Source organism: Curtobacterium sp. MCBA15_004, from assembly GCF_001865055.2.
In the GTDB taxonomy this organism is placed as follows: domain Bacteria; phylum Actinomycetota; class Actinomycetes; order Actinomycetales; family Microbacteriaceae; genus Curtobacterium.
Genome location: NZ_CP126266.1, coordinates 2,063,752 through 2,087,017, shown reverse-complemented (window position 1 = coordinate 2,087,017; position 23,266 = coordinate 2,063,752). Strand labels below are relative to the sequence as shown.

The following is a 23,266-nucleotide window of genomic DNA, read 5'->3' as shown; positions in this document are numbered from 1 at the left end:
GATGCAGCACGCACTCATCATCGCGGCGGAGGAGAACATCAATCCGCTGATCCCCCCGGTGTACGACATCGTGTGGTCCGCGGTGGCCTTCGTCATCATCTTCCTGGTGTTCTGGCGTGTCGTCACGCCGCGCATCACGAAGATGCTCGATGAGCGCACCGAGGCCATCGAGGGTGGCATCAAGAAGGCCGAAGCTGCCCAGGAGCAGGCCGCGGCCGCGCTCGACGAGTACAACAAGCAGCTCGCCGACGCCCGTGCCGAGGCCTCGCGGATCCGTGAGCAGGCCCGTGCCGACGCGACCGCGATCGGCAACGAGGTGCGCGAGCAGGCCTCGGCCGACGCCGCGCGCATCACCGCCAACGCCCAGGCCCAGATCGAGGCCGAGCGCCAGTCCGCTCTGCAGTCGCTGCGGAGCGAGGTGGGCACCCTCGCCCTCGACCTCGCCTCCGGCGTGATCGGGGAGTCGCTCAAGGACGACGCGAAGTCGGCAGCGGTCGTGGACCGCTTCCTCGCCGACCTCGAGGCGTCCCAGGGCCAGACGGCCGGGGAGCGCTGAGCATGCGCAGCGCCACCAGGGAAGCACTCGGGTCGACGAGGGCGGTGCTCGCCGACCTCGGCGGTGCCGTCACGCTCGACACGGGTGTCCAGATCCTCGCCGCAGGGCGGGCGATCGCCGGTGCGCCGCAGCTCCTGGGCCTGCTGTCCGACCCGACCGCCGACGCCGTCGGCAAGAAGGTGCTGATCGACCGCGTCTTCGCCGGGCAGTCGACCGAGACGCGCGCGGTCCTGACCGCCGTGGCCGGGTCGCGCTGGTCCTCGCAGGAGGACCTGCTCGCCGGCATCGAGGACGCGGGCATCCGCGCCGTCGCCGCCACCGCGTCGTCGGACACCTCGATCGAGGCCGAGCTGTTCGCGTTCGAGACCGCGGTGCGGTCCGACGCGAAGCTCGAACTCGCGCTCGGCACGAAGCTCGGCAGTGCGTCCGAGAAGGCGTCGCTCGTCGGCCGTCTCCTCGCGGACAAGACGTCGGCGCAGACGAGCGCGATCCTGTCGCACCTCGTGCAGCAGCCCCGTGGCCGCCGCATCGGTGAACTGGTCCGCGACGCCTCGCGCATCGTGGCCGACCAGGCGGGCAAGCTCGTCGCGACGGTCGTCACCGCGTCCCCGCTCTCGGACGGCCAGGCGGCTCGCGTCGCCCGGGGTCTCGCCGAGCGGTACGGCAAGGACATCAGCGTGAACCGCGTCGTCGACCCCGCGGTCGTCGGCGGGGTGCGCGTGCAGGTCGGTGGCGACGTCATCGACGGCACGGTGTCCACGCGCCTGTCGGAGCTCCGGCTCCAGCTCGCCGGCTGAGCGTACGGTCGAAGCCGCCCCACCCAAGTCCACAACGGGAACTGCCGGTCAGGCAGCATCACCCTCTCGGAGCCGCAGGGCCCCGGAAACCAACAAGGAAAATCCCATGGCAGACATCACCATCAGCCCCGATGAGATCCGTGATGCCCTGAAGGACTTCGTCTCGAACTACGAGCCGACGAAGGCCTCCACGGCCGAGGTCGGGCACGTCACCGACGCGGGCGACGGCATCGCGCACGTCGAGGGCCTCCCCGGCGTCATGGCGAACGAGCTCATCCGCTTCGAGGACGGGACCCTCGGTCTCGCGCAGAACCTCGACGAGGACGAGATCGGCGCCATCGTGCTCGGCGAGTTCGCCGGCATCGAGGAAGGCCAGGAGGTCACCCGCACGGGTGAGGTCCTCTCGGCTCCCGTCGGCGACGGCTTCCTCGGTCGCGTCGTCGACCCGCTCGGCGCCCCGATCGACGGCCTCGGCGAGATCCAGGCCGAGGGCCGTCGAGCCCTCGAGCTGCAGGCTCCCGGCGTCATGTCCCGCAAGTCGGTGCACGAGCCGCTCCAGACCGGCATCAAGGCGATCGACGCGATGATCCCCGTCGGCCGTGGCCAGCGTCAGCTGATCATCGGCGACCGCCAGACCGGCAAGACGGCCATCGCGATCGACACGATCATCAACCAGAAGGCCAACTGGGAGTCGGGCGACGAGAACAAGCAGGTCCGCTGCATCTACGTCGCCATCGGCCAGAAGGGCTCCACGATCGCCTCCGTCAAGGGCGCGCTCGAGGACGCCGGCGCGATGGAGTACACGACCATCGTCGCGGCCCCCGCCTCCGACCCGGCCGGCTTCAAGTACCTCGCCCCGTACACCGGTTCGGCCATCGGCCAGCACTGGATGTACCAGGGCAAGCACGTCCTCATCATCTTCGACGACCTGTCGAAGCAGGCCGAGGCCTACCGTGCGGTGTCGCTCCTCCTGCGTCGTCCGCCGGGGCGTGAGGCCTACCCGGGTGACGTCTTCTACCTGCACTCCCGTCTGCTGGAGCGTTGCGCGAAGCTGTCCGACGAGCTCGGCGCCGGTTCGATGACGGGTCTGCCCATCATCGAGACCAAGGCGAACGACGTCTCGGCGTACATCCCGACCAACGTGATCTCGATCACCGACGGCCAGATCTTCCTGCAGTCGGACCTGTTCAACGCGAACCAGCGTCCGGCCGTCGACGTGGGCATCTCGGTGTCCCGCGTCGGTGGTGACGCACAGGTCAAGTCGATCAAGAAGGTCTCCGGCACGCTCAAGCTCGAGCTCGCGCAGTACCGCTCGCTCGAGGCGTTCGCGATGTTCGCGTCCGACCTCGACCAGGCGTCGCGTCGTCAGCTCGACCGTGGTGCGCGTCTGACCGAGCTCCTCAAGCAGCCGCAGTACTCGCCGTACCCGGTCGAGGAGCAGGTCGTCTCGATCTGGGCCGGCACGAACGGCAAGCTCGACGAGGTGCCCGTCTCCGACGTGCTCCGCTTCGAGTCCGAGCTGCTCGAGCACCTGCGTCGCAACTCCGACGTCCTGACCACCCTGCGCGAGACCAACCAGCTCAGCGACGACACCGTTGCTGCGATGGAGCGCGAGATCGACGCCTTCACGAAGGGCTTCCAGACGAGCGACGGCAAGACGCTCGGCTCGGAGCAGTTCGACGCGGCCCAGGCCGAGGACGTCGACCAGGAGCAGATCGTCAAGGGTCGTCGCTAGATGGCGGCACAGGTCCGGGTCTACCGACAGCGCATCAAGTCGGCGAAGACCACGAAGAAGGTCACTCGCGCGATGGAGCTGATCTCGGCGTCGCGGATCCAGAAGGCGCAGGCTCGCATGGCCGCGTCCGGCCCGTACTCGCGGGCCGTGACGCGGGCCGTGTCGGCCGTGGCGACGTTCTCGAACGTCGACCACGTCCTCACCACCGAGCCCGAGACGTCGACGCGCGCCGCGGTCGTCCTCTTCACCTCGGACCGCGGCCTCAACGGCGCGTTCAGCACCAACGTCCTCAAGCAGGGCGAGGAACTGGCGTCGTTGCTCCGCAGCGAGGGCAAGGACGTCGTGTTCTACCTGGTCGGGCGCAAGTCCGTCGGGTACTTCGCGTTCCGTGAGCGCCCGTCCGAGCGCCAGTGGATCGGCGGCACCGACCAGCCCGAGTTCGCCACGGCGAAGGAGATCGGCGACGCGGTCGTGTCGAAGTTCCTCCAGGACACGACCGAGGGCGGCGTGGACGAGATCCACATCGTCTTCAACCGGTTCATCAGCCTGGCGACCCAGGAGCCGCAGGTCGTGCGCCTGCTCCCGCTCGAGGTCGTCGAGGGTGTCGAGGAGCCGACGTCCGGCGAGCCGCTGCCGCTGTACGAGTTCGAGCCGGACGCCGACGCGGTGCTCGACGCGCTGCTCCCGGTGTACATCGAGAGCCGGATCTTCAACGCCATGCTGCAGTCGGCTGCCTCCGAGCACGCCGCCCGCCAGAAGGCGATGAAGTCCGCCAGCGACAACGCCGACTCGCTCATCAGCGAGTACACCCGTCTCGCGAACAACGCGCGTCAGGCCGAGATCACCCAGCAGATCTCCGAGATCGTCGGCGGCGCCGACGCCCTCTCGTCGAAGAAGAAGTAGTCCGCGTCGTTCGCGGACACACCACCCCCTCAGGAAGGCACCAGCCATGACCGACACCGCTACCACCGCGGTCGAGACGTCGTCGGCGCCCGGTGTCGGCCGGATCGCCCGTGTCACGGGCCCCGTCGTCGACATCGAGTTCCCGCACGACGCAATCCCGGAGATGTACAACCTCCTGTTCACGACGATCACCATCGGTGACTCGTCGCAGGAGATCGGCCTCGAGGTCGCGCAGCACCTGGGCGACGACCTCGTCCGTGCCATCTCCCTGAAGCCGACCGACGGTCTGGTCCGTGGCCAGGAGGTCCGTGACTCGGGCGCCCCGATCTCGGTCCCCGTCGGTGACGTCACCAAGGGCAAGGTCTTCGACGTGCTGGGCAACGTGCTCAACACCGACGAGAAGCTCGAGATCACCGAGCGCTGGCCGATCCACCGCAAGGCCCCGGCCTTCGACCAGCTCGAGTCCAAGACCTCGATGTTCGAGACCGGCATCAAGTCGATCGACCTCCTCACGCCCTACGTGCAGGGTGGCAAGATCGGCCTCTTCGGTGGTGCGGGCGTCGGCAAGACCGTCCTCATCCAGGAGATGATCCAGCGCGTCGCGCAGGACCACGGCGGTGTGTCGGTGTTCGCCGGTGTCGGTGAGCGCACCCGTGAGGGCAACGACCTCATCGGTGAGATGGAAGAGGCGGGGGTCTTCGACAAGACCGCCCTCGTGTTCGGCCAGATGGACGAGCCGCCGGGAACGCGTCTGCGCGTGGCCCTGTCGGCGCTGACGATGGCGGAGTACTTCCGCGACGTCCAGAAGCAGGACGTGCTCCTCTTCATCGACAACATCTTCCGCTTCACGCAGGCCGGTTCCGAGGTCTCGACGCTGCTCGGTCGCATGCCGTCCGCGGTGGGCTACCAGCCGAACCTCGCCGACGAGATGGGTGTGCTCCAGGAGCGCATCACCTCGACGCGTGGTCACTCGATCACCTCGCTGCAGGCGATCTACGTCCCCGCCGACGACTACACCGACCCGGCGCCGGCGACCACGTTCGCGCACCTCGACGCCACGACCGAGCTCTCCCGTGAGATCGCGTCGCAGGGCCTGTACCCGGCCATCGACCCGCTGACCTCCACGTCGCGGATCATGGACCCCCGGTACCTGGGCGCCGACCACTACGAGACCGCGACGCGCGTCAAGCAGATCCTCCAGAAGAACAAGGAGCTGCAGGAGATCATCGCCATCCTCGGTGTCGACGAGCTCTCCGAAGAGGACAAGATCACGGTGGAGCGCGCACGCCGCATCCAGCAGTTCCTGTCCCAGAACACCTACATGGCGAAGAAGTTCACGGGTGTCGAGGGCTCCACGGTGCCGCTCAAGGACACCATCGAGTCCTTCCGCGCCATCGCCGACGGCGAGTTCGACCACGTTGCGACGCAGGCGTTCTTCAACGTCGGTGGCATCAACGACGTGGAAGAGAAGTGGGCGCAGATCCAGAAGGAGAACCGCTGACATGGCGGCACTCACCGTGAGCGTCGTCTCGGCGGACCGTGAGGTCTGGACGGGCGAGGCCACCATGGTCGTGGCACGCACGACGGAGGGCCAGATCGGCATCCTCGCGGGACACGAGCCGCTGCTCGCGACCCTCGCGCAGGGCCAGGTCCGCATCACCCGGGCCGACGGCTCGACGGTGGCTGCGGACGCCGAGGACGGCTTCCTGTCGGTCGAGCACGACACGGTCACGATCGTGGCGCGGCAGGCCGCGCTGGCGTCCTGACCGGACTGACCGTCCTCCTCCCGCCGTCCGAGACGAAGCGGGAGGGCGGGGACCCGGAGCGCACCCTCGACCTGGGTGCACTCTCCTTCCCGGAACTGTCCGACGAACGGGCCGCGGTGATCACCGCGGCCCGTTCCGTCAGTTCCGAGGAGTCCACCGCGCGGACGGCCCTCAAGCTGGGACCGCGGTCGATCGCCGAACGGTTCCGGAACCTGACGCTCGACACGTCGCCGACCATGTCGGCGATCGAGCGCTACACCGGCGTCCTCTACGACCCCCTCGACGTGGCGTCCGCCGACGACGCGACGCGGCGGTGGTGGGCGGAGCACGTCGTCGTGCAGTCGGCGATGTTCGGGCCCGTGGGCGCGGGCGACCCGATCCCGGCGTACCGGCTCTCGCACGACGCGCGGCTCGGTGCGCTCAAGCTCGCGCGGCACTGGCCCGGGCCCTCGAGCGCGGCGATCGCGCAGCGGCGTGCTGGGTTGGTCCTGGACCTGCGGTCGGGGGGCTACCGTGCCCTCGGCCCGGTCGACGACGCGGTGACGCTGCGGGTGGTGAGCGTCGACGGCGGAGGTCGTCGGAAGGCGCTCAACCACTGGAACAAGACGGCGAAGGGCCGCATGGTCGGCCTGCTGGGTCGCACGGGTGCGGACGTGAGGTCGATGGAGGACCTGCTCGCGTGGGCCGCCGCGAACGGGGTCGCGATCGAGCGCACGTCCGACGGGTGGGACCTGGTCGCGGAGAGCCTGGAACCGCGCGCAGGCTGATCCTCCACAGGTCGGGTGGCGCGGCCCTCCCTCCACAGGTGGTCGGCTCCGACCGGTCTGGAGGCGCGGCCCACGTCACGATCTCGTGCATGACCTCGACTCCAGGACGAACCCCGGCTGCCCAGACCCGCTACCCCCGCGAGATCGCGGCGGCGGTGACCCTCCGCGCCGCGTGCGCGGCGCTGGTCGCGCCGACCTCGCCGGCCGACGTGCCCCACACGGACCGGTTGCGGTCCGCGACCGTGCGGACGGCGTGCGGGGCCCTCGCGACCCGCTTCGCCATCCTGCGCTTCCTGACCGCGGTCGACCGACCCGATCCGCGCACGGTCGTGCCGTTCGACCCGTTCCGCGAGCCGACGCCACCGGCCCTGCGGGGCGAAGGACCGGCACCCGACGGTGCCGTCGTGCGGAGCGCGGGGGACCGGCTGACGGCAGCATGGCAGGCGTGGCGGCGTGACGGCCCCTCGTCGGTCGACGACGCGATCGCCGCCGCCGGAGCGCTGGCCGTCGGTGCGTGGTGTGCGTGGGCACTCGGTTCGTCCGCGCGGGCCGAGGTCCGGGCCCGCCACGCGCTCGACACGTGGTCGGACGACCCGCTCGCGGCGCTCGTGCTGCGGTCGGTGCGCCTGGGCGTCGGGCCGTCCTGGGACCGCACACCGAGCAGGGGCGCGACGGGGCGGACAGGATCGTCTACGGTGGAGTGACCATGCAGCGAGACACCGACGACGGCGAGGTGCCCGTCAGCGACGTCGGAGCACGGGCGGGCGTCGAGCAGGCGCGGCCCCAGCGGGCGCTCGTCGAAGCGGCGGACGCTGATCGGCGTTGCAGCGGCGGTGCGGCGGACGACACGGTGCTGCGGGCGGCCCGCCCGTCGGTCGTCACGGGGCCGGACCACGACGACCTCGGGGACACGGTCATCGTCGCGCGGTCGTTCGGCGCAGCGGGCTCGCCCGGCGCCGGGGGCTCGCCGGACGACACGATCGTGCGGAGCCGACACGACGACACCGTCCTCGTGAGCCGACCGCCGCACCCGCTCGGAACCGACCAGACGACCACGGGGGGACGTCCTGACCACCGTGTGTCGGGCCTCCAGACCGGCGTGCCCGGGACGGGATCGACGGCGACCCGGACGCGCGTCCCGTCCGTCCGCGTCGGCGGTCGGACGGTCCGGCTCGACCGTCCCGTCGTCGTCGGCCGCAGGCCGTCGCCGCCCCGCGTCCTGACCGGACCCGGACCCGAGCTGGTGACCGTGCCCTCGCCGAGCGGTCAGGTCTCGTCGTCGCACGTCGCCCTGCACGCCGAGGGCGAGGCCGTCGTCGTCGAGGACCTGCGCTCGACGAACGGCACCGTGATCCGACCCGCCGGGGCGGCCGCGTCGCGCATGCCCGCGGGTGCCTCGATCGTCGTCCTGACCGGTACGCTCGTCGAGATCGGTGACGGCAACGTCATCGAGGTCCTGTCGCCGCACCTGCGTGTCGGTTCCTCCGACCGTCTCCCGCCCGTCCCCTCGGCACCGGTGACCGGCTGACCGGCCGGCACGCCCCGAACCCCCAGAGAGCGACCCTGAAACCGTGACCGAACTCGGCCGAGCAGCCACCGAGCACGCCATCGACGTCCCCGGGGCCGACGGCTCCGTCCTCACGCTCTCCTGGGGAGCCGCGACAGACGTCGGACGCCGACGGGACCACAACGAGGACAGCTACCTCGTCGGGGCGCCGTTCTTCGTCGTCGCCGACGGCATGGGTGGGCACCTCGCCGGCGACCGTGCGAGCGACGCGGTGGTCCGCCGGCTCGAGCAGTCGGTCGACGGTGCGTTCTCGTCGCGGAAGCAGATCCAGCAGGCACTCCTCCTGGCGACCGCCGACATCGAACGTGCTGCGGGCGGCAACGCGCTCGGCGCCGGGACGACGGTGACCGGGCTCGCGCTCGTGTCCTCTGACGGTCAGCCCGCGGCGCTCGTGTTCAACGTCGGGGACTCCCGCACCTACCGCATCGAGGACGGCACGCTCCGCCGCGTCACGGTCGACCACTCGGTCGTGCAGGAGATGGTGGACGCCGGTCTGCTCCGTGCCGAGGACGCCGAGCAACACCCCGACAGCAACGTGATCACGCGGGCGGTCGGGTTCGGCGAACCGCCGGTCCCGGACTGGTGGACGCTGCCGCTCCGGGCCGGCGACCGCTACCTCATCTGCTCCGACGGCCTGACCAAGGAGCTCGGCGACGTCGGCATCAGCCGCATCGCCGCACGCGTCCCCGGCGCCCAGGAGCTGGCCGAGCGCCTCGTCGGTGACGCCGTCGTGGCCGGTGGCCGCGACAACGTCACGGTCGTCGTGCTCCAGGTCGACGGCGCCCCGGCGGAGAGCGACCTCGAGGACACCCTCCCGCGCCACTGAGCACCGGTGCCCCTCGAAGAGGGGGCGATGCCGGGGGAGTCCGCGGCACCGGGCCGTCGGTGGGCCCTTCGTAGAATGGCACCACCGCGACGACACCACCGACCGTCCGCCGGGACCGGTCGCCACGAGAGGGGACGACGACGATGGCGCGACGCCTGCCGTCCGACCCACCCGTCATCCCGGGCTCCAGTCCGGTGCACGTCCTCGGCTCCGGCGGGTTCGCCGACGTCTTCCTCTACGAGCAGGACATGCCGCGACGCCAGGTCGCGGTCAAGGTGTTGCTCGACGAGGTCGTCGACGACCGCGTGCGCCAGATGTTCCAGGCCGAGGCGAACCTGATGGCGCGCCTGAGCACGCACCCGTCGATCCTCACGGTGTTCCAGGCGAGCGTGGCGGCCGACGGACGGCCCTACCTCGTGATGGAGCTGTGCTCGTCGTCGCTCAGCGAGCGGTACCGCCGGCAACCCCTGCCGGTGTCCGAGGTCCTGTCCATCGGCGTGCGGATCGGCTCGGCGCTCGAGACCGCGCACCGCGAGGGCGTGCTCCACCGCGACGTGAAGCCCTCGAACATCCTGCGGACCGCGTACGGCAACCCCGTGCTGTCCGACTTCGGCATCGCGGCGACGATCGGCGGGGCAGACCCGAACGAGCCCGTCGGGATGTCGATCCCGTGGTCCGCTCCCGAGGTGCTGGCCGACGAGTCCACCGGCAGCGTGCAGTCCGAGGTCTACTCCCTCGCCGCGACGGTCTACTCCCTGCTCGCCGGGCGGAGTCCGTTCGAGGTCCGGGGCGGGAAGAACGGCGCTGCCGACCTCATGGCGCGCATCGACAAGGGCGGGGTCCCGCCGATCGGCCGACCGGACGTGCCGCCGTCCCTCGACCGTCTGCTCGCGACCGCGATGTCCCGCCGGGTCGCCGCGCGGCCGTCGACCGTGCTCGAGCTCGTCCGCGGCCTCCAGCAGGTCGAGGCCGAGCTCGGGCTGCCACAGACCGCCGCCGAGGTCGCGGTCGAGGCCTGGGCCACGTCGATGCCCGGCGCCGACCGGGACCGCACCGTCGTGCGCGAACTCCTGCCGCAGGCCCGGGCCGGCCGACGCCGGCGCACGCGACGCCCGCTGCAGGGCGGTGCGTCCGTCGGTGCCCAGAGCGTCGGCACCGTCCACCGGACCGGCTCCGCGACCCGGACGCGTCGGCGGACGCGCTCGACCGTCGTCTGGGTCGCGTCGGCCGCGGCGCTCGTGGTCGTCGCCCTCGCCGTCGCGACCGTCCTCGTCGTGACGCGGCTCGGGACGGCGTCGATCCCGGTCGTGGCGGACGTCCGTGCGGAGTCCGCACAGGGAGCGGTGTCGTTCTCGTGGGACGACCCCGGCGTGCGCCCCGGCGACACCTACGTCATCACCTCGGACGGCGCGACGAGCCAGCAGACGGGGACGACCTTCGTCGTCTCGGGGACCCCGGGTGACGAGGAGTGCATCACCGTCGCCGTGAACCGCGACGGCAAGACCGGGACCGCGAGCCCGGAGCGGTGCGGGACGAGCGGTGGCGCACGGTGATCAGGGCCTTCCTCGCGAAGCGGCGGTCCGCGGTCGTGACGCTCGGCGCCTCCGTGGTGGTCGGCGCGGTCGTGGCGACCGCCGCCGTGGTGTCCACGGGGTACCACACGCAGCGCATCGACCTCGGGGACGGCACCGTGTGGGTGCCCTCGGCCGAGTACGGCGCGGTCGGCCGGGCGAACACCGGGGTGCTCGAGCTCAACACGGCCGTCGAGAGCCCGAGCGACGACCTCGGCGTCCTGCAGCGCGGCAGCGAGGTCTACAGCGTCGACCGCACGAAGGGCACCGTGGCGAAGGTGGACGTCGCGGACGCCACCCTGGGCGACCCGGTCACGCTGCCGGCGGGGACGCCGCAGGTCTTCTTCGCCGGCGACACCGCGGTCGTCGGCAACACGGACACCGGCGAGCTCTGGTCGACCCCGGCCGCGGAGCTCGCGCGGTTCGACGCCGCCACCAAGGCCGACCTGACGCTCGGCGCCGACGCGGTCTTCGACGCCTCCGACGACCACGTCGCGGTCTACTCGCCGCGGACCGGCCGCGCGTCGCTCGTCGACGTGGGGACACAGCTCCGGGTCGACCGCAGCTGGCAGGTGCGCGCCGACCGCGACCACGACTTCCAGGTGGCATCCTCCGGCGAGCACGTCGCGGTGCTCGACCGCACCGCCGGCACCCTGGCGGTCGACGGCACCCCCGTCGACCTCGGTGACCGCATCGGGAGCGCCCCGGCACTGCAACGGTCGTCGGACCGTACCGCTGCGTTCGTCGTGGCGGGCACCGCCGGGCTGGTCCGTGTCAGCCCGTCGGGGCAGGTCGAGGCGACCGCCCTCGGTGTCGCCGGCCGCGCGGCCCGGCCCGTCGTCGTCGGGTCCTGCACCTACGCGGCGTGGGCCGGCGGACAGGCCGTCGACTCCTGCCGTGGTCGAGCGGTGCAGCGGCTCGCGAGCACCGACGGAGTCGCCGACCTGCAGATCCTGCGGAACGGCGACACCGTCGTCGCGAACGACCCGCGGAGCGGCCGGTCCTGGGCCATCGACCGCAGCGGCCAGCTGATCGACAACTGGGCCGACCTGGTGCGACGCGACGACGAGCAGCAGCGCGAGCAGGTCTCCGCGGACGACCCCCAGGTCGACAAGGATCAGAAACCGCCCGTCGCCGTCGACGACGACCTCGGAGCCCGCCCCGGTCGCACCACCAGCCTGCCGGTGCTGCTGAACGACCACGACCCGAACGGCGACCCGCTGGTGATCGCCGACGTCGGTGCGGTCGACGCGCGCACCGGCACCGTGGCCGTCGTCGGCGACGGGCAGCGTCTCCAGATCACGCTGCCCGCGGACGCCACGGGGACGATCTCGTTCCCGTACACGATCACCGACGGCAACGGCGGCTCGGCCTCGGCCACCGTCCGGGTCTCCGTCCGGCCCGAGTCCGAGAACGAGCCCCCGCAGCAGGTCCGCTCGACGTCGGCGGACGTCGTGCGCAACGGCCACGTCGTCACGAACGTGCTGTCCGACTGGGTCGACCCCGACGGGGACCCGGTGTACCTGCGGTCGGCGACCGCGGACGGCGACACCGTGTCGACCACGCCGGACGGACTCGTCGACTTCCGCAACCAGAGCGGACGCACGGGGGACCGACCGGTGCAGCTCGTCGTGAGCGACGGCCGCGACGACGGCCGCGGCACCATGACCGTGCGGGTCGCCGACCCCGGACAGGTGCCGCTGCGTGCCGACGCCTTCGCGGTCCAGGGCTACGCAGGGAAGCCCTTCGAGGTCCGTCCGCTCGACCACGTGCGCGGCGGCAACGGCACGGTGACCCTGACGAGCGTGTCCTCGTCCTCCGGCCTCACCGTCACGCCGGCCTACGACGCGGGGACCTTCCGCGTCGAGGGCACGGCGGCCGGCGACCACCAGCTCGAGTACACCGTCACCGACGGCACGAAGACGACGAGCGGCGTCGTGCGCGTCGGCGTGCTCGCGCCGCCCGACGCCTCGACGCCGCCGGTCACCACGCCGAAGACCGTGTTCGTCGCGACGTTGTCGACGAAGGACACCGACGTGACCGCCACCGACACCGACCCCGCCGGCGGCGTGCTCATGGTCACCGCGCTCGACGGGCCCGACCGCGGCTCCGGCGTGCAGGCCACCGTGCTCGACCAGCACACGGTCCGCGTCACCCTGACGGCCCCGCTCGACGGCCCGGTGACCTTCCGCTACACGGAGTCGAACGGGCTCGCGACGGCGACCGGCACCGTGACGGTCGTCGAGATCCCACGGCCCGAGCGGATCCAGCCGCCCGTCGCCCAGGCCGACACCGCCACGGTGCGCGTCGGGGACGTGGCCGAGATCGACGTCCTCGCGAACGACACCCAGCCCGAGGGCGAGCCGCTCACCCTCGTGCCCGAGCTCGTCCAGAACGTGCCGGGCGACGGCGGGCTGCTGTTCGTCTCGGGCGACCGGCTCCGCTACCTCGCGCCGAAGACGCCCGGCAGCCACACGGCCGTGTACCGCGTGGCCGGGCCCGACGGCCAGTACGCCGACGCCACCGTGACGATCTCCGTCCGGGAACGCGAGGCGGCCACGAACAACCCACCGGTCCCGAAGACGGTCACGGCCCGGGCGGTCGCCGGCCAGTCGGTGCGGGTCACCGTCCCGCTGAACGGCATCGACCCGGACGGCGACTCCGTCCAGCTCGTCGGCGTGGCGGACAACCCCGAGAAGGGGTCGGTCAGCGACGTCACGACGGACGCCTTCACCTACGAGGCGGGCGACTACTCCGCCGGGACCGACGAGTTCACCTACACCGTGGTCGACGCCCTCGGCGCGCGCGCGACCGGGACCGTCCGCGTCGGCATCGCGCCGCGCGCCGAGCAGGCCTCCGACCCGGTCGCGCAGCCCGACCGCGTCACGATCCGACCGGGCGGCAGCGTCGCCGTCCGGGTGCTGCAGAACGACTCGGACCCCGAGGGCGGCCAGCTGCGCGTCACGGCAGCGACCCCGACGGCCGACGGCGTGGTGGCGAAGGTCGTGCGCGGGAGCCAGGTCCGCGTGACCCCGCCACGGACCGCGACGAGCGGGGACTTCGCCGTGCTGTACACGGTGGAGAACCCGACCGGTGGGTCGAGCACGGCATTCCTGACCGTGACCGTCGACCCCGACGCCCGGCCCCTCCGCCCCGAGGTCGACGACACCGTGCTCGACCTGCAGGACATCCTGCGACGGCAGAGCGTCACGGTCGACGTCCTCCGCAACGTCTTCTTCGCCGAGGGGTCGACGTCCCGCCTCCGGGTCGGCGTCGTCGACGGGTACGGCGACACCGCCCAGGTCACGGCGGACCGTCGCATCGCGGTGCGTCTGACCGACGCGTCGCAGGTGATCCCGTTCTCGGTGACCCGCGAGGACCATCCCGACGTCACCTCCTACGGGTTCATCCACGTCCCCGGCTTCGACGACGCCCTGCCCCAGGTCGACCGGAGCGCGGGCGCGATCACGGTGACGAGCGAGTCGACGGTGCGCATCCCGCTCGACCGGTACGTCGTCACCGCGAACGGCCGGACCGCGCAGATCACCGACCGGGGCACGGTCAAGGCGACCCACGCCGACGGCGGCGACCTCGTCGTCGACCGCTCCACCCTGCAGTTCACCTCGGCGAAGCTCTACTACGGCAGCGCCTCGATCTCGTTCGAGGTGACCGACGGTTCGAGTGCGAACGGCGGCAAGGGGCGTGTGGCGACCCTCGTCCTGCCGATCAAGGTGACGCCCCGGTCGAACCAGCCGCCGGCGTTCACCGGCTCGACGCTCGACCTGCAGCCCGGTGACACGCGCACGATCGACCTGACCAAGCTCACCGACTACCCGTACCCGGACGACCTCGACGAGCTCCGCTGGTCCGTGGTCAGCCGGCCCGGGTCCGGCACCACCGCGACCGTCGACGGCCGCCAGCTGCGCATCGACGTCGCCGACTCGGCGCAGAAGGGCACGTCGGCATCGATCGGGATCGGCGTGGCCGACGCCGCTGCGGCCGGACGGTCGGGCGTCGTCACGGTCGACGTCGTCGGGTCCACCCGGCCGCTCGTGCAGCCCGGCGCGGACCGGGCGGTCACGAAGCGCGGCACGTCGACCACCGTCGACGTGCTCGACAACGACCAGCCGACCAACCCGTTCCCGGCGCAGCGGCTCCGCGTGGTCGCCATCCGCGGCCTGGACGGTGGGCTGCCCGCAGGGGTGTCGGTGACCCCGAGCGCGGACCGGTCCCGGCTCCAGGTCGCGGTCGCCGCGGGCGCACAGCCGGTCGACGCGCACCTGCAGTACCAGGTCGCCGACGCGACGGACGACCCGGACCGCTTCGTGTGGGGCGACGTGACCGTCTCGGTGCAGGACGTCCCGGACGCACCGGGTGCCCCCACCCGCACGGGGTCGTACCAGGGCGGGCAGGCGACGGTGTCGTGGTCGGCGCCGCAGGCCAACAACTCGCCGATCACCGGGTACCGGCTGCTGGGCACGGGCGGGCTGTCGAAGGACTGCGGCACGTCGACCGTGTGCACGGTCACGGGCCTCGACCCCTCGGCGTCGTACCGGTTCTCGGTCGTCGCGAGGAACGCCGTCGGCGACTCCGAGCCCTCGGCCACCTCGGTCCCGATCAGCGCCGACTTCGTGCCGGCCGCACCGAAGGGCCTGACCGTGACGCCGGACACGAGCACGCCGAACCAGCTCGACGTGCGCTGGGACGCGGTGGGCGCACCGAACGGCGGCACGCCGGTGACGGACCACGTCGTCACCGTCACCGGTCCTGGGCTCTCCACGACCCGGAGCGTCGGCACCGCCACGAGCACCTCGTTCACCGGCGTGCAGGGCGGACAGTCCTACCAGGTACGGGTGTCGGCGCGGAACGCGGCCGACCGTGACGGTTCGGTCGTGCAGTGGAACGAGGCGTCGGCCTCGGGCACGGCGGTCGGCAGCCCGGCCACGCCGCTGTTGCGCGCGACCGGTCAGCGCAGCGGGTCGACCACGGCGGTCGACCTGCAAGCGACCGAGTCGGACTGGGGCGGTGGCGGCCAGGGCTGGCGCATCGCGAAGTACCCGGCGGGAGCATCGATCCCGGGCGGCTGCTCGACGGCGGGTGCGGAGCGCGTCTGGAACGCTGCCAGCGCGACCGACCAGATCTCGAGCGGCTACCGGTACGTCGCGCTGGCCGACAACGGGCTCTTCTGCACGGCATCGGCACCCGCGGACGTCGAGGGCTTCGAGACGCCGTCGGCTCCTTCCGGCACCGTCTCGGTCGTCCAGGACGCGGGGGACCGGTCGACGTGGACCCTCACCGTGCGCGCGACGTCCACGTCCCCGTTCCTGTACTACTCGGTCGGTGGCGGCCCGCTCGTGCGCTTCGACGGGACGGCGTCGGCGGGAGCCGGTGCGGGCTTCGGCCTGGAGAGCAGCATCGTGTTCACGTCGTGTGCGACGGACGGCGACTACTGCGCCGCGAGCGGACCGGTCACGGGGACGGCCTTCACGACGCGTGCGACCATCGCCGGGGCAACGGTCGGCCAGTCTCCGGTCATCAACGCCCCGGACAACAACGGCAAGCTCACGCCGAGCGAGTACCGGATCAGCTACTGCACGAACGGACTGTTCGGGTCGTGCTCGACGACGAACCCGGCGACCGGGAGACCCTGGGCCACCACGGACGCCGTCCCCGCCGGCTTCGACACCATCCGGGTGCAGGCGACGGTGTCCGGTCAGCAGGACCCCGACGGTGCGACGCGCGCGATCCAAGCCGCCCCCGCCGGGACACCGCCGTCCACAGGCACCGGCGGGTGACCCACGGCGGCACCGCCGCCCCGTACGCTGCCCCTACCGCACCACGAGCACCACGAGGACCCACCGCATGAGCATGACCCCCGAGCAGGCCGCCTGGTTCGCCGACGTCGCCGGCCGCATCGTCACGAACGTCGAGCAGGTGCTCCTCGGCAAGACGTTCGTGATCCGACTCGCCGTGACCGCGATGCTCAGCGAGGGGCACCTCCTGCTCGAGGACGTCCCGGGCACCGGCAAGACGAGCCTCGCGCGCGCGCTCGCCCAGAGCGTGCAGGGCTCCACGAACCGGATCCAGTTCACGCCCGACCTGCTGCCCGGGGACATCACCGGCATCAGCGTCTACGACCAGCGCACGCAGGAGTTCGACTTCCACCGCGGCCCCGTCTTCTCGAACATCGTCCTCGCCGACGAGATCAACCGCGCGAGCCCGAAGACGCAGTCGGCCCTGCTCGAGGCGATGGAGGAGTCTGCGGTCACGGTCGACGGGGTGACGCACCGCCTCGGCGCCCCGTTCATGGTGATCGCGACGCAGAACCCCGTCGAGCAGGCCGGCACCTACCGTCTGCCCGAGGCGCAGCTCGACCGGTTCCTCATGAAGACCTCGATCGGCTACCCCGACCACGCGGCGACGGTGCGCATCCTCGAGACGGCCTCGTCGCCGTCGGTGTCGATCCCGCTCGCCGCCGTCGTGCCCGCCGCGACCATCACCGAGATGGCGGCGCTCGCGCGCACCGTGCACGTCGACCCGAGCATCGCGGACTACGTCGCACGGCTCGTCGAGGGCACCCGTTCGGCGAGCGAGGTCCGGCTCGGCGTGAGCGTCCGCGGCGCCATGGGACTCGTGCGGTCCGCACGCGTGCTCGCCGCGGTGAACGGTCGCCACTACGTGACGCCCGACGACGTCAAGGCCCTCGCGGTCCCGGTGCTCGCCCACCGTCTGGTGCTCGACGCGGAGGCCGAGTTCGACGGCGTCAGCACCACGAGCGTGGTCGGGCAGCTGCTCGTCGAGACGCCGCCGCCCGCCGACCGCGCGGCGTCGTGACGGACCACCGCCCCACCGCCACCAGGTCGCGCCGTGCCGGCGACGCGGCGGACCGCACCGGGACCGTCGCGGGCCTCACCAACGTGCGGACCCGGCTCGTCGGTGAGCGGGACGGCGTCGTGGCCGACGCGGTCGTCGGCCTCGCCAAGGCCTGGTCGACGGTCTGGAGGCTCGTCGGACGTGGGTGGACGGCGGTCACATCCGTGGTCACCGGGTTGGGTTGGGCGGTCGCCCTGGTCACGTTCGTCGCGTTCGTCGCGGGGTACCGGTTCGGGCTGCGCGAGGTCGTCGTGGTCGGCTTCGCGGGTGCCGTGCTCGCGGTCGTCGCGGCCGTCGCGCTCGTCGGGCGTTCGCGCCTCGTCGTGCGGATGGACCTGCCACAGCACCGCGTCGCGGTCGACGACCAGGCCACCGTGGTGGTGACGGCCGAGAACCCTGCGCGCCTGCCGTCGGTGCCGACGACCGTCGAGGTCCCGGTCGGCACCGGGCTCATCGACGTCGCCCTCCCGGCGATCGCACCGCGCGGCACGTCCGAACAGCACGTCCCCGTGTCGACGGTGCGCCGAGGCGTCCTCGACGTCGGGCCGGTCACCGGGGTCCGCGCCGACCCGGTCGGGCTGGTCCGCCGCGAGGTCGTCTGGACGCGCCGCGAACAGGTGATCGTGCACCCGCGGACGATCGCCGTCCCGTCGACGAGCACCGGTCTCGTGCGTGACCTCGAGGGGCAGGCGACGAGCGACCTCTCGCCGTCGGACATCGCGTTCCACGCCGTCCGCGAGTACGTCCCCGGTGACGACCCCCGGACGATCCACTGGCGGTCGACCGCGAAGTCGGGTGCCCTCATGGTGCGGCAGTTCGAGGACACCCGGCGATCGCACCTCGTGGTCGCACTCGGCGTCTCGCGGAGCGAGTACGCGGACGACGACGAGTTCGAGCTCGCGGTCAGTGCGGCGGCCTCGCTCGGCGCGCGCGCGGTGCGTGACGGCCGCGACGTGTCGGTCGTCGTCTCGGCACCGACACCCGCGTACGCCAAGCGCGCGGTCTACGCGGTGCAGCAGCTGCCGACGGTCACGCCGACCCGGCTCCTCGACGCGTTCGCCACCGTCGGGCTCTCCGACTCCTGCCTGCCCGTCGCCGAGGTCGCCCGGATCGTCGGCGCGGACACGGCCGGGATCTCGGTCGCGTTCCTCGTGGTGGGGTCGACCGTCGGACTCGCCGCGCTCCGCCTCGCGGCCACGCGCTTCCCCGTCGGCGTCGAGGTCGTCGCGGTCGTCTGCGAACCCGAGGCGCGACCCGGTCTCCTCCGCATCGCGGGCCTGACGGTCGTCACCGTCGGGTACCTCGACGACCTCCGGCACGCACTGCACCGGCAGGGCGCGGCATGAGCGTCGCGACGCAGACACGAGCCGGTGCGCGCCGGTCGGCCCGACGGACCGCGGCCCGCTGGGAGCCGCTGCGGGTCGTCATCAGCACCGCGGTCGTCTGGCTCCTCCTCGCCCTCGCGAGCACGTCCTGGTGGCCCGTGTACCAGGACGGTGCGATGACCACCGCGGCCGTGACCGCGGTCGTCGCCGGTTCCGTGGTCGCGCTCGGCGGTGCGCTCGCCAGGCTCCCCGCCGTCGTCGTCGGCGCAGCCACGGTCGCGGCCTTCGCCCTCACGGGTGTGCCGGCAGCGGTGCCCGGCGAAGCCGTGGGGATCCTGCCGAGCGGCGCCGGACTGCTGCACCTGTTCGCCGGGGTCGCCCTCGACTGGAAGCGACTGGTGACCATCTCGCTGCCGGTGGGGTCCTACGAGTCGCTGCTCGTGCCGTTCTTCGTGACGCTCCTCGTCGCGACGGTGACGTCCGTGAGCGTGGCGACCCGCGCCTCCCGTCCGGAACTGGCGAGCATCCCGGCGTTCGTCGTGTTCGGGGCCGGTGTCGTCGTCGGCCCCGCCCGCCTCGACGTGTCGATCGCGACCGCCGTCGCCCTGGCCGGGATCGCGCTCGTCTGGGCGCTGACGGTGCGGCACGTCCGACGCGCCGCGGCCGTCGCGGCGACGGTCGGCGCTCGGGTGCCCGTGTGGCGATCGGTGTTGCGGCCCGCACTCGTCGGGACGGGGACCATCGTCGCCGCGGCCGTCGTCGCGACGGGCCTCGGGCTCGTCGCACCGCCCGCGGCGCCCCGCACCGTCGCCCGCACCGACGTCGTGAAGCCCTTCGACCCCCGGGACGAGGTCAGTCCGCTGAGCGGGTTCCGGGCGTACGAGGAGCGCGGCACGTCCGACGCGCCGCAGCTGCGCGTCACCGGTCTGCCCCGCGGCGGGTTCGTCCGGATCGCGACCCTCGACACCTACGACGGCGTCGTCTACCGCGTGGGCGGCAGCGACGACGCCTCGCCGTCGGGCACGTTCGAGCGCGTCCCCACGTCGGTGGACACGAGCGGCACCACCGGGACGGACGTCCGGGTCGGTGTGCGCGTCGAGGGCTACCGCGGTGTCTGGCTCCCGACCGTCGGCGACCTGTCGTCCGTCACCTTCACCGGCCGCGAGGCCGAGGCGGACCGCGGGGCCTTCTTCTACGACCGGACGACGAGCACGGGCGCGGTCGTCGGCGGGGTCGACGACGGGACGACCTACGAACTGCGCGCCGTCCTGCCCGACCAGCCGTCGGAGGACGAGCTCGCGTCCGCGCGACCGGGCACGGCCTCCGTCCCCACCCCCACCGGTGTCCCCGACGCCGTCCGGGAGCGGGCCGGTGCGCCCGGCTCCGGGGCGCCCGGTTCGGCGCTCCTCGACGCGATCCGCGAGCTGCAGCGGACCGGCTACGTCAGCCACGGTGTCGGCGACGACCGCACGAGCCGGTCCGGACACGGCGCCGACCGGATCCAGGAGCTCCTCACGGCGCCCGTGATGATCGGCGACCAGGAGCAGTACGCGGTCGCGGCGGCCCTGCTCGCGCGGCAGCTCGGGTTCCCTGCGCGGGTCGTGATGGGCTTCACCGCCGGCGGCGACTCCGGCGGCGACTCCGGTGGCGGCGCCGGCCCCGGCGCCGCGACGAGCGGAGGGACGGACACGACGACGACGTTCCGCGGGTCCGACGTCACCGCACGCCTCGAGGTCGACACCGCACAGTGGGGCTGGGTGATGCTCAACCCGAACCCCGTCGTGCGCGAGATCCCCGACGAACAGGACCAGACGCCGGAGCCCGTCACCCGGCCCGAGACGGTCGTGCCGCCGCCGCCCGTCGAGCAGCAGGACCAGGACCAGCAGGCACCGCCGCAGAGCGACCGGACCACGCCACCCGTGCAACCGCTCTGGCTGCAGATCCTCCTCGCCGCGCTGCCGTGGGTCCTCGCGGTGCTCGGCCTCGCGGCCCTCGTGTTGCTCCCGTCGGCGGTGGTCGTGTCGATCAAGCGGCTCCGTCGTCGTCGCCGTCGCCGCGCACCGAGTGCCCGCGCACGAATCGTCGGTGCGTGGGACGAGTACCGCGACGCGTTGCTCGACCGTGGTCACGACGTCTCGCGTGCGGCCACGCGCCGGGAGGCCGTCGTCGGAGCTCCGGGCGAGGGTGGCAGCGGACTCGCGGCGTTGGCGGACCGCTCGGTGTTCGGACCGGACGACACGGACGACGGCACCGCCGACCGGATGTGGAGTGCTGCGACCGAGGCAGTGCGGTCCCTCCGCGACGGACGGACGCGACGCCAGCGGTGGCGGGCAGCGGTCTCACTGCGCTCGCTGACGGGAGAGTCGGGCTGGCTCGGACGGGGACTCCTGGGCCACCGGGGGCGTCCGGGGCGGCGCGACTACCATGGACCGGAGGCCGGCGAGCGTCGTGGACGGCCGAGTGAGGACGACACACCGTGATCAGATGCGAACACTGCGGATCGATGCTCCCCGACGGGGCGATCTTCTGTGGTGAGTGCGGCCGATCGGTCACCGTCTCGGCGAACCGCCGACCGGCACCCGTGACCCTCGACGACCACGCCACCCCGCCGCCCCTGCAGCAACCCGGCCGCGACGGTACCCGGACCGACCCCGCGTCCGACGCCTGGCTGCCCGAGGCCACCCTCGACCCGGCCACGCGCGCGTGGCTCACCGGTGCAGACCGCGCGGCGGACCGGCCCCGACCGACGGACCGCGGGTACGCGGACGAGGCCCCGCGCGCGGCCCGTCCCGCACCCCCTGCCGTGGTGCCGACGAGCGGGCAGCGGCACGACGCCGTTGCAGGCGGCGACGGCTTCCGAGACGAGCCGTCGGCCGAACCGGACGAGCCGGCCCTCGACCCGGACGCCTACCCTGCCGGACCCGCCGCGGCGACCGACGTCGACGAGCTGACCGCCCGTCCGGACGTCGACCGACCGGCCGCCGCCCGACCGGACCTCGACCGGGCCACGTCCTCCGGCGCTTCCACCGACCCGACAGCAGGCCAGCAGCGCCACGAGCGGTCCTCCACCGACGCGTCCGGAGCGGGCGGGGACGACCTGCGGTCGCCGGCCGCCGCACCGGCGTGGAGCGCACCGGCACCAGCCGCACCGGTGGCGCCGTCCCGGCCGTCGTGGTGGATCGGTCGCGAACCCGTGACCCCTGCCGCGGTCGACGAGGACGTGGCCACCACGTCCTCGACGAGCGCGGGGACCGACCATGGAGCCCAGCCGGGGGACACCGCGGTCGTGGAGCCCCTCGTCGACCGTCGACCACCGCGCCCCACGCCGCTCGTGACCCCGGGCAGTGGTCCGACGACGTGTCACGTCTGCGGACACACCCTGGAGCCGGACGACATCTTCTGCGCGGAGTGCGGTGCGGTCCGCCCCGCGGTGACCGCTGCGTTCACCGGGCCGGTCGTCCCGCTGCCGATCGCACGGCCGGACTGGGCCGCCACCGACCGCGACGAGCTGGACACCGACACGCACGCCGGCGCAGCGGGTGACACCGACGACGCGGCGGACGCCGGTGCGGCCGGTGACGCCGCCGTCGCGCCCGGTGTCGCGGGGGACACCGATCACCACCTCGTCGGCGACGACCGGGTCGACCTCGACGTTCCAGGTGCCGCCCGCGAGCACGAGGTGGCTGCACGTCCGTCCGGACGGGACGACGGTCGTGACCTCGACGCGTCGGGTGCCCTCGACGCGTCCGATGACCTCGATGCGTCAGGCGACCTCGACACCTCGGCTGACCTCGACGGGACGGACGACATCGGCGCGGACGTCGACGAGACCCCGCGGGTGGTCCTGCCGCCGCTGCCGCCGGTCCCGGGTGCCCCGGCCGCGCCGCCCTCGGCTCCGCAGGCGTCGGCCACCTGGTCGTCCCGTCCGCCCACCGCTGCACCGCTGCCGCCCCTGCCCGGTTCGACCGGTCCGGTCCTCCCGCCGATCGGCTCCGTCACCGCTCCGACGAGCGGCGACGCCGACGAGGTGGACGACGACGAGGTCGACGACGACGAGGACGTCGAGGAGACGCGCATCGTCGCGAAGCACACCTCGACCGCGCCGTTCGTCCTGCACTTCAGCACCGGTGAGCGGATCGACGTGCACGGCTCCGGCCTGCTCGGACGGCTCCCACGTCCGCAGCCGGCGGAGCGGTTCGACGAGCTGCTGACGATCCACGACCCGGGCAAGTCCGTGTCGAAGACGCACCTCGAGTTCGGGCGAGACGGCGACGACCTGTGGGTCTCGGACCGGGCGTCGGGCAACGGCACCGTCATCCGGCACATCGACGGGTCGATCCGCCGTTGTGAGCCGGGACGTCGCTACCGCGTCGAGCGCGGTGCCCGGGTCGACATCGGGGAGCAGTTCTTCCTGGTGCAGTGACCGGGCGGTTCCTCCACACTTTCGTGGTGGGGGAACCGTCTCCACAGTTCTGGCGTGACGACCGCGCGACGGTGGGGGCTGTGATGCCCTGGTGCGGTGTCCCCGTCCCTCGCCCGTTGGCTCCTCGTCCCCGCTGCCGTGCTCCTCGTGGTGGCGG

The 23,266-nt window shown here is 72.7% G+C and carries 16 protein-coding genes; all 16 read left to right on the top strand.

Going from position 1 to position 23,266, the window contains the following annotated elements; genetic code table 11:
- Window position 1: 1 nt before the first annotated feature.
- The gene (locus tag QOL16_RS09755) at window positions 2-556 is read left to right on the top strand and encodes a F0F1 ATP synthase subunit B (protein WP_065959259.1); all 555 of its coding nucleotides are present in this window, start codon (window positions 2-4) and stop codon (window positions 554-556) included.
- A gap of 2 nt (window positions 557-558) precedes the next feature.
- Window positions 559-1,353 carry a F0F1 ATP synthase subunit delta gene (locus tag QOL16_RS09750; RefSeq protein ID WP_071282654.1) on the top strand — a complete coding sequence of 265 codons (795 nt, stop codon included), beginning with the start codon at window positions 559-561 and terminating at the stop codon, window positions 1,351-1,353.
- Window positions 1,354-1,459: 106 nt separating this feature from the next.
- Entirely contained in the window at window positions 1,460-3,088 is a 1,629-nt protein-coding gene (atpA, locus tag QOL16_RS09745; RefSeq protein WP_065959254.1) for a F0F1 ATP synthase subunit alpha, read from the top strand.
- On the top strand, window positions 3,089-3,991 hold the full coding sequence (locus QOL16_RS09740) for a F0F1 ATP synthase subunit gamma (RefSeq protein ID WP_071282652.1): 903 nt from the start codon (window positions 3,089-3,091) through the stop codon (window positions 3,989-3,991).
- 46 nt (window positions 3,992-4,037) lie between these two features.
- The gene (gene atpD, locus QOL16_RS09735) at window positions 4,038-5,492 is read left to right on the top strand and encodes a F0F1 ATP synthase subunit beta (protein WP_065959250.1); all 1,455 of its coding nucleotides are present in this window, start codon (window positions 4,038-4,040) and stop codon (window positions 5,490-5,492) included.
- A gap of 1 nt (window position 5,493) precedes the next feature.
- On the top strand, window positions 5,494-5,757 hold the full coding sequence (locus QOL16_RS09730; protein WP_065959246.1) for a F0F1 ATP synthase subunit epsilon: 264 nt from the start codon (window positions 5,494-5,496) through the stop codon (window positions 5,755-5,757).
- Window positions 5,754-6,524 carry a YaaA family protein gene (locus tag QOL16_RS09725; RefSeq protein WP_370692574.1) on the top strand — a complete coding sequence of 257 codons (771 nt, stop codon included), beginning with the start codon at window positions 5,754-5,756 and terminating at the stop codon, window positions 6,522-6,524. Before QOL16_RS09730 ends, QOL16_RS09725 begins: the two co-directional genes overlap by 4 nt.
- An 89-nt stretch (window positions 6,525-6,613) precedes the next feature.
- Entirely contained in the window at window positions 6,614-7,228 is a 615-nt protein-coding gene (locus tag QOL16_RS09720) for a hypothetical protein (RefSeq protein ID WP_065959242.1), read from the top strand.
- A 2-nt stretch (window positions 7,229-7,230) separates the two neighbouring features.
- On the top strand, window positions 7,231-8,052 hold the full coding sequence (locus tag QOL16_RS09715; RefSeq protein ID WP_071282648.1) for an FHA domain-containing protein: 822 nt from the start codon (window positions 7,231-7,233) through the stop codon (window positions 8,050-8,052).
- Window positions 8,053-8,095: 43 nt separating this feature from the next.
- Complete coding sequence (locus QOL16_RS09710; protein WP_065959237.1) at window positions 8,096-8,917, top strand: PP2C family serine/threonine-protein phosphatase; 822 nt, start codon at window positions 8,096-8,098, stop codon at window positions 8,915-8,917.
- Window positions 8,918-9,060: 143 nt separating this feature from the next.
- The gene (locus QOL16_RS09705; protein ID WP_071282646.1) at window positions 9,061-10,470 is read left to right on the top strand and encodes a serine/threonine-protein kinase; all 1,410 of its coding nucleotides are present in this window, start codon (window positions 9,061-9,063) and stop codon (window positions 10,468-10,470) included.
- On the top strand, window positions 10,467-16,283 hold the full coding sequence (locus QOL16_RS09700) for an Ig-like domain-containing protein (protein WP_139266303.1): 5,817 nt from the start codon (window positions 10,467-10,469) through the stop codon (window positions 16,281-16,283). The genes QOL16_RS09705 and QOL16_RS09700 overlap by 4 nt, the downstream gene beginning before the upstream one ends.
- 67 nt (window positions 16,284-16,350) lie before the next feature.
- Window positions 16,351-17,322: a MoxR family ATPase gene (locus QOL16_RS09695; RefSeq protein ID WP_065959230.1), complete on the top strand. Its 972-nt coding sequence runs from the start codon at window positions 16,351-16,353 to the stop codon at window positions 17,320-17,322.
- A complete protein-coding gene (locus tag QOL16_RS09690) occupies window positions 17,319-18,707 on the top strand; it encodes a DUF58 domain-containing protein (RefSeq protein WP_083229953.1) in 1,389 nt (462 codons plus the stop codon). The genes QOL16_RS09695 and QOL16_RS09690 overlap by 4 nt, the downstream gene beginning before the upstream one ends.
- A complete protein-coding gene (locus QOL16_RS09685) occupies window positions 18,704-21,166 on the top strand; it encodes a transglutaminaseTgpA domain-containing protein (protein ID WP_065959228.1) in 2,463 nt (820 codons plus the stop codon). The genes QOL16_RS09690 and QOL16_RS09685 overlap by 4 nt, the downstream gene beginning before the upstream one ends.
- Window positions 21,163-23,109, top strand: coding sequence for a zinc-ribbon domain-containing protein (locus QOL16_RS09680; RefSeq protein ID WP_290439167.1), 1,947 nt, complete (start codon window positions 21,163-21,165; stop codon window positions 23,107-23,109). The genes QOL16_RS09685 and QOL16_RS09680 overlap by 4 nt, the downstream gene beginning before the upstream one ends.
- Window positions 23,110-23,266 lie beyond the last annotated feature (157 nt).

What these genes read in the sequence shown, in the direction of transcription:
- QOL16_RS09755 (WP_065959259.1), top strand. Translation starts at nt 2, where the DNA reads ATGCAGCACGCACTCATCATCGCGGCGGAGGAGAACATCAATCCGCTG.
- QOL16_RS09750 (WP_071282654.1), top strand. Translation starts at nt 559, where the DNA reads ATGCGCAGCGCCACCAGGGAAGCACTCGGGTCGACGAGGGCGGTGCTC.
- atpA (WP_065959254.1), top strand. Translation starts at nt 1,460, where the DNA reads ATGGCAGACATCACCATCAGCCCCGATGAGATCCGTGATGCCCTGAAG.
- QOL16_RS09740 (WP_071282652.1), top strand. Translation starts at nt 3,089, where the DNA reads ATGGCGGCACAGGTCCGGGTCTACCGACAGCGCATCAAGTCGGCGAAG.
- atpD (WP_065959250.1), top strand. Translation starts at nt 4,038, where the DNA reads ATGACCGACACCGCTACCACCGCGGTCGAGACGTCGTCGGCGCCCGGT.
- QOL16_RS09730 (WP_065959246.1), top strand. Translation starts at nt 5,494, where the DNA reads ATGGCGGCACTCACCGTGAGCGTCGTCTCGGCGGACCGTGAGGTCTGG.
- QOL16_RS09720 (WP_065959242.1), top strand. Translation starts at nt 6,614, where the DNA reads ATGACCTCGACTCCAGGACGAACCCCGGCTGCCCAGACCCGCTACCCC.
- QOL16_RS09715 (WP_071282648.1), top strand. Translation starts at nt 7,231, where the DNA reads ATGCAGCGAGACACCGACGACGGCGAGGTGCCCGTCAGCGACGTCGGA.
- QOL16_RS09705 (WP_071282646.1), top strand. Translation starts at nt 9,061, where the DNA reads ATGGCGCGACGCCTGCCGTCCGACCCACCCGTCATCCCGGGCTCCAGT.
- QOL16_RS09695 (WP_065959230.1), top strand. Translation starts at nt 16,351, where the DNA reads ATGAGCATGACCCCCGAGCAGGCCGCCTGGTTCGCCGACGTCGCCGGC.
- QOL16_RS09685 (WP_065959228.1), top strand. Translation starts at nt 18,704, where the DNA reads ATGAGCGTCGCGACGCAGACACGAGCCGGTGCGCGCCGGTCGGCCCGA.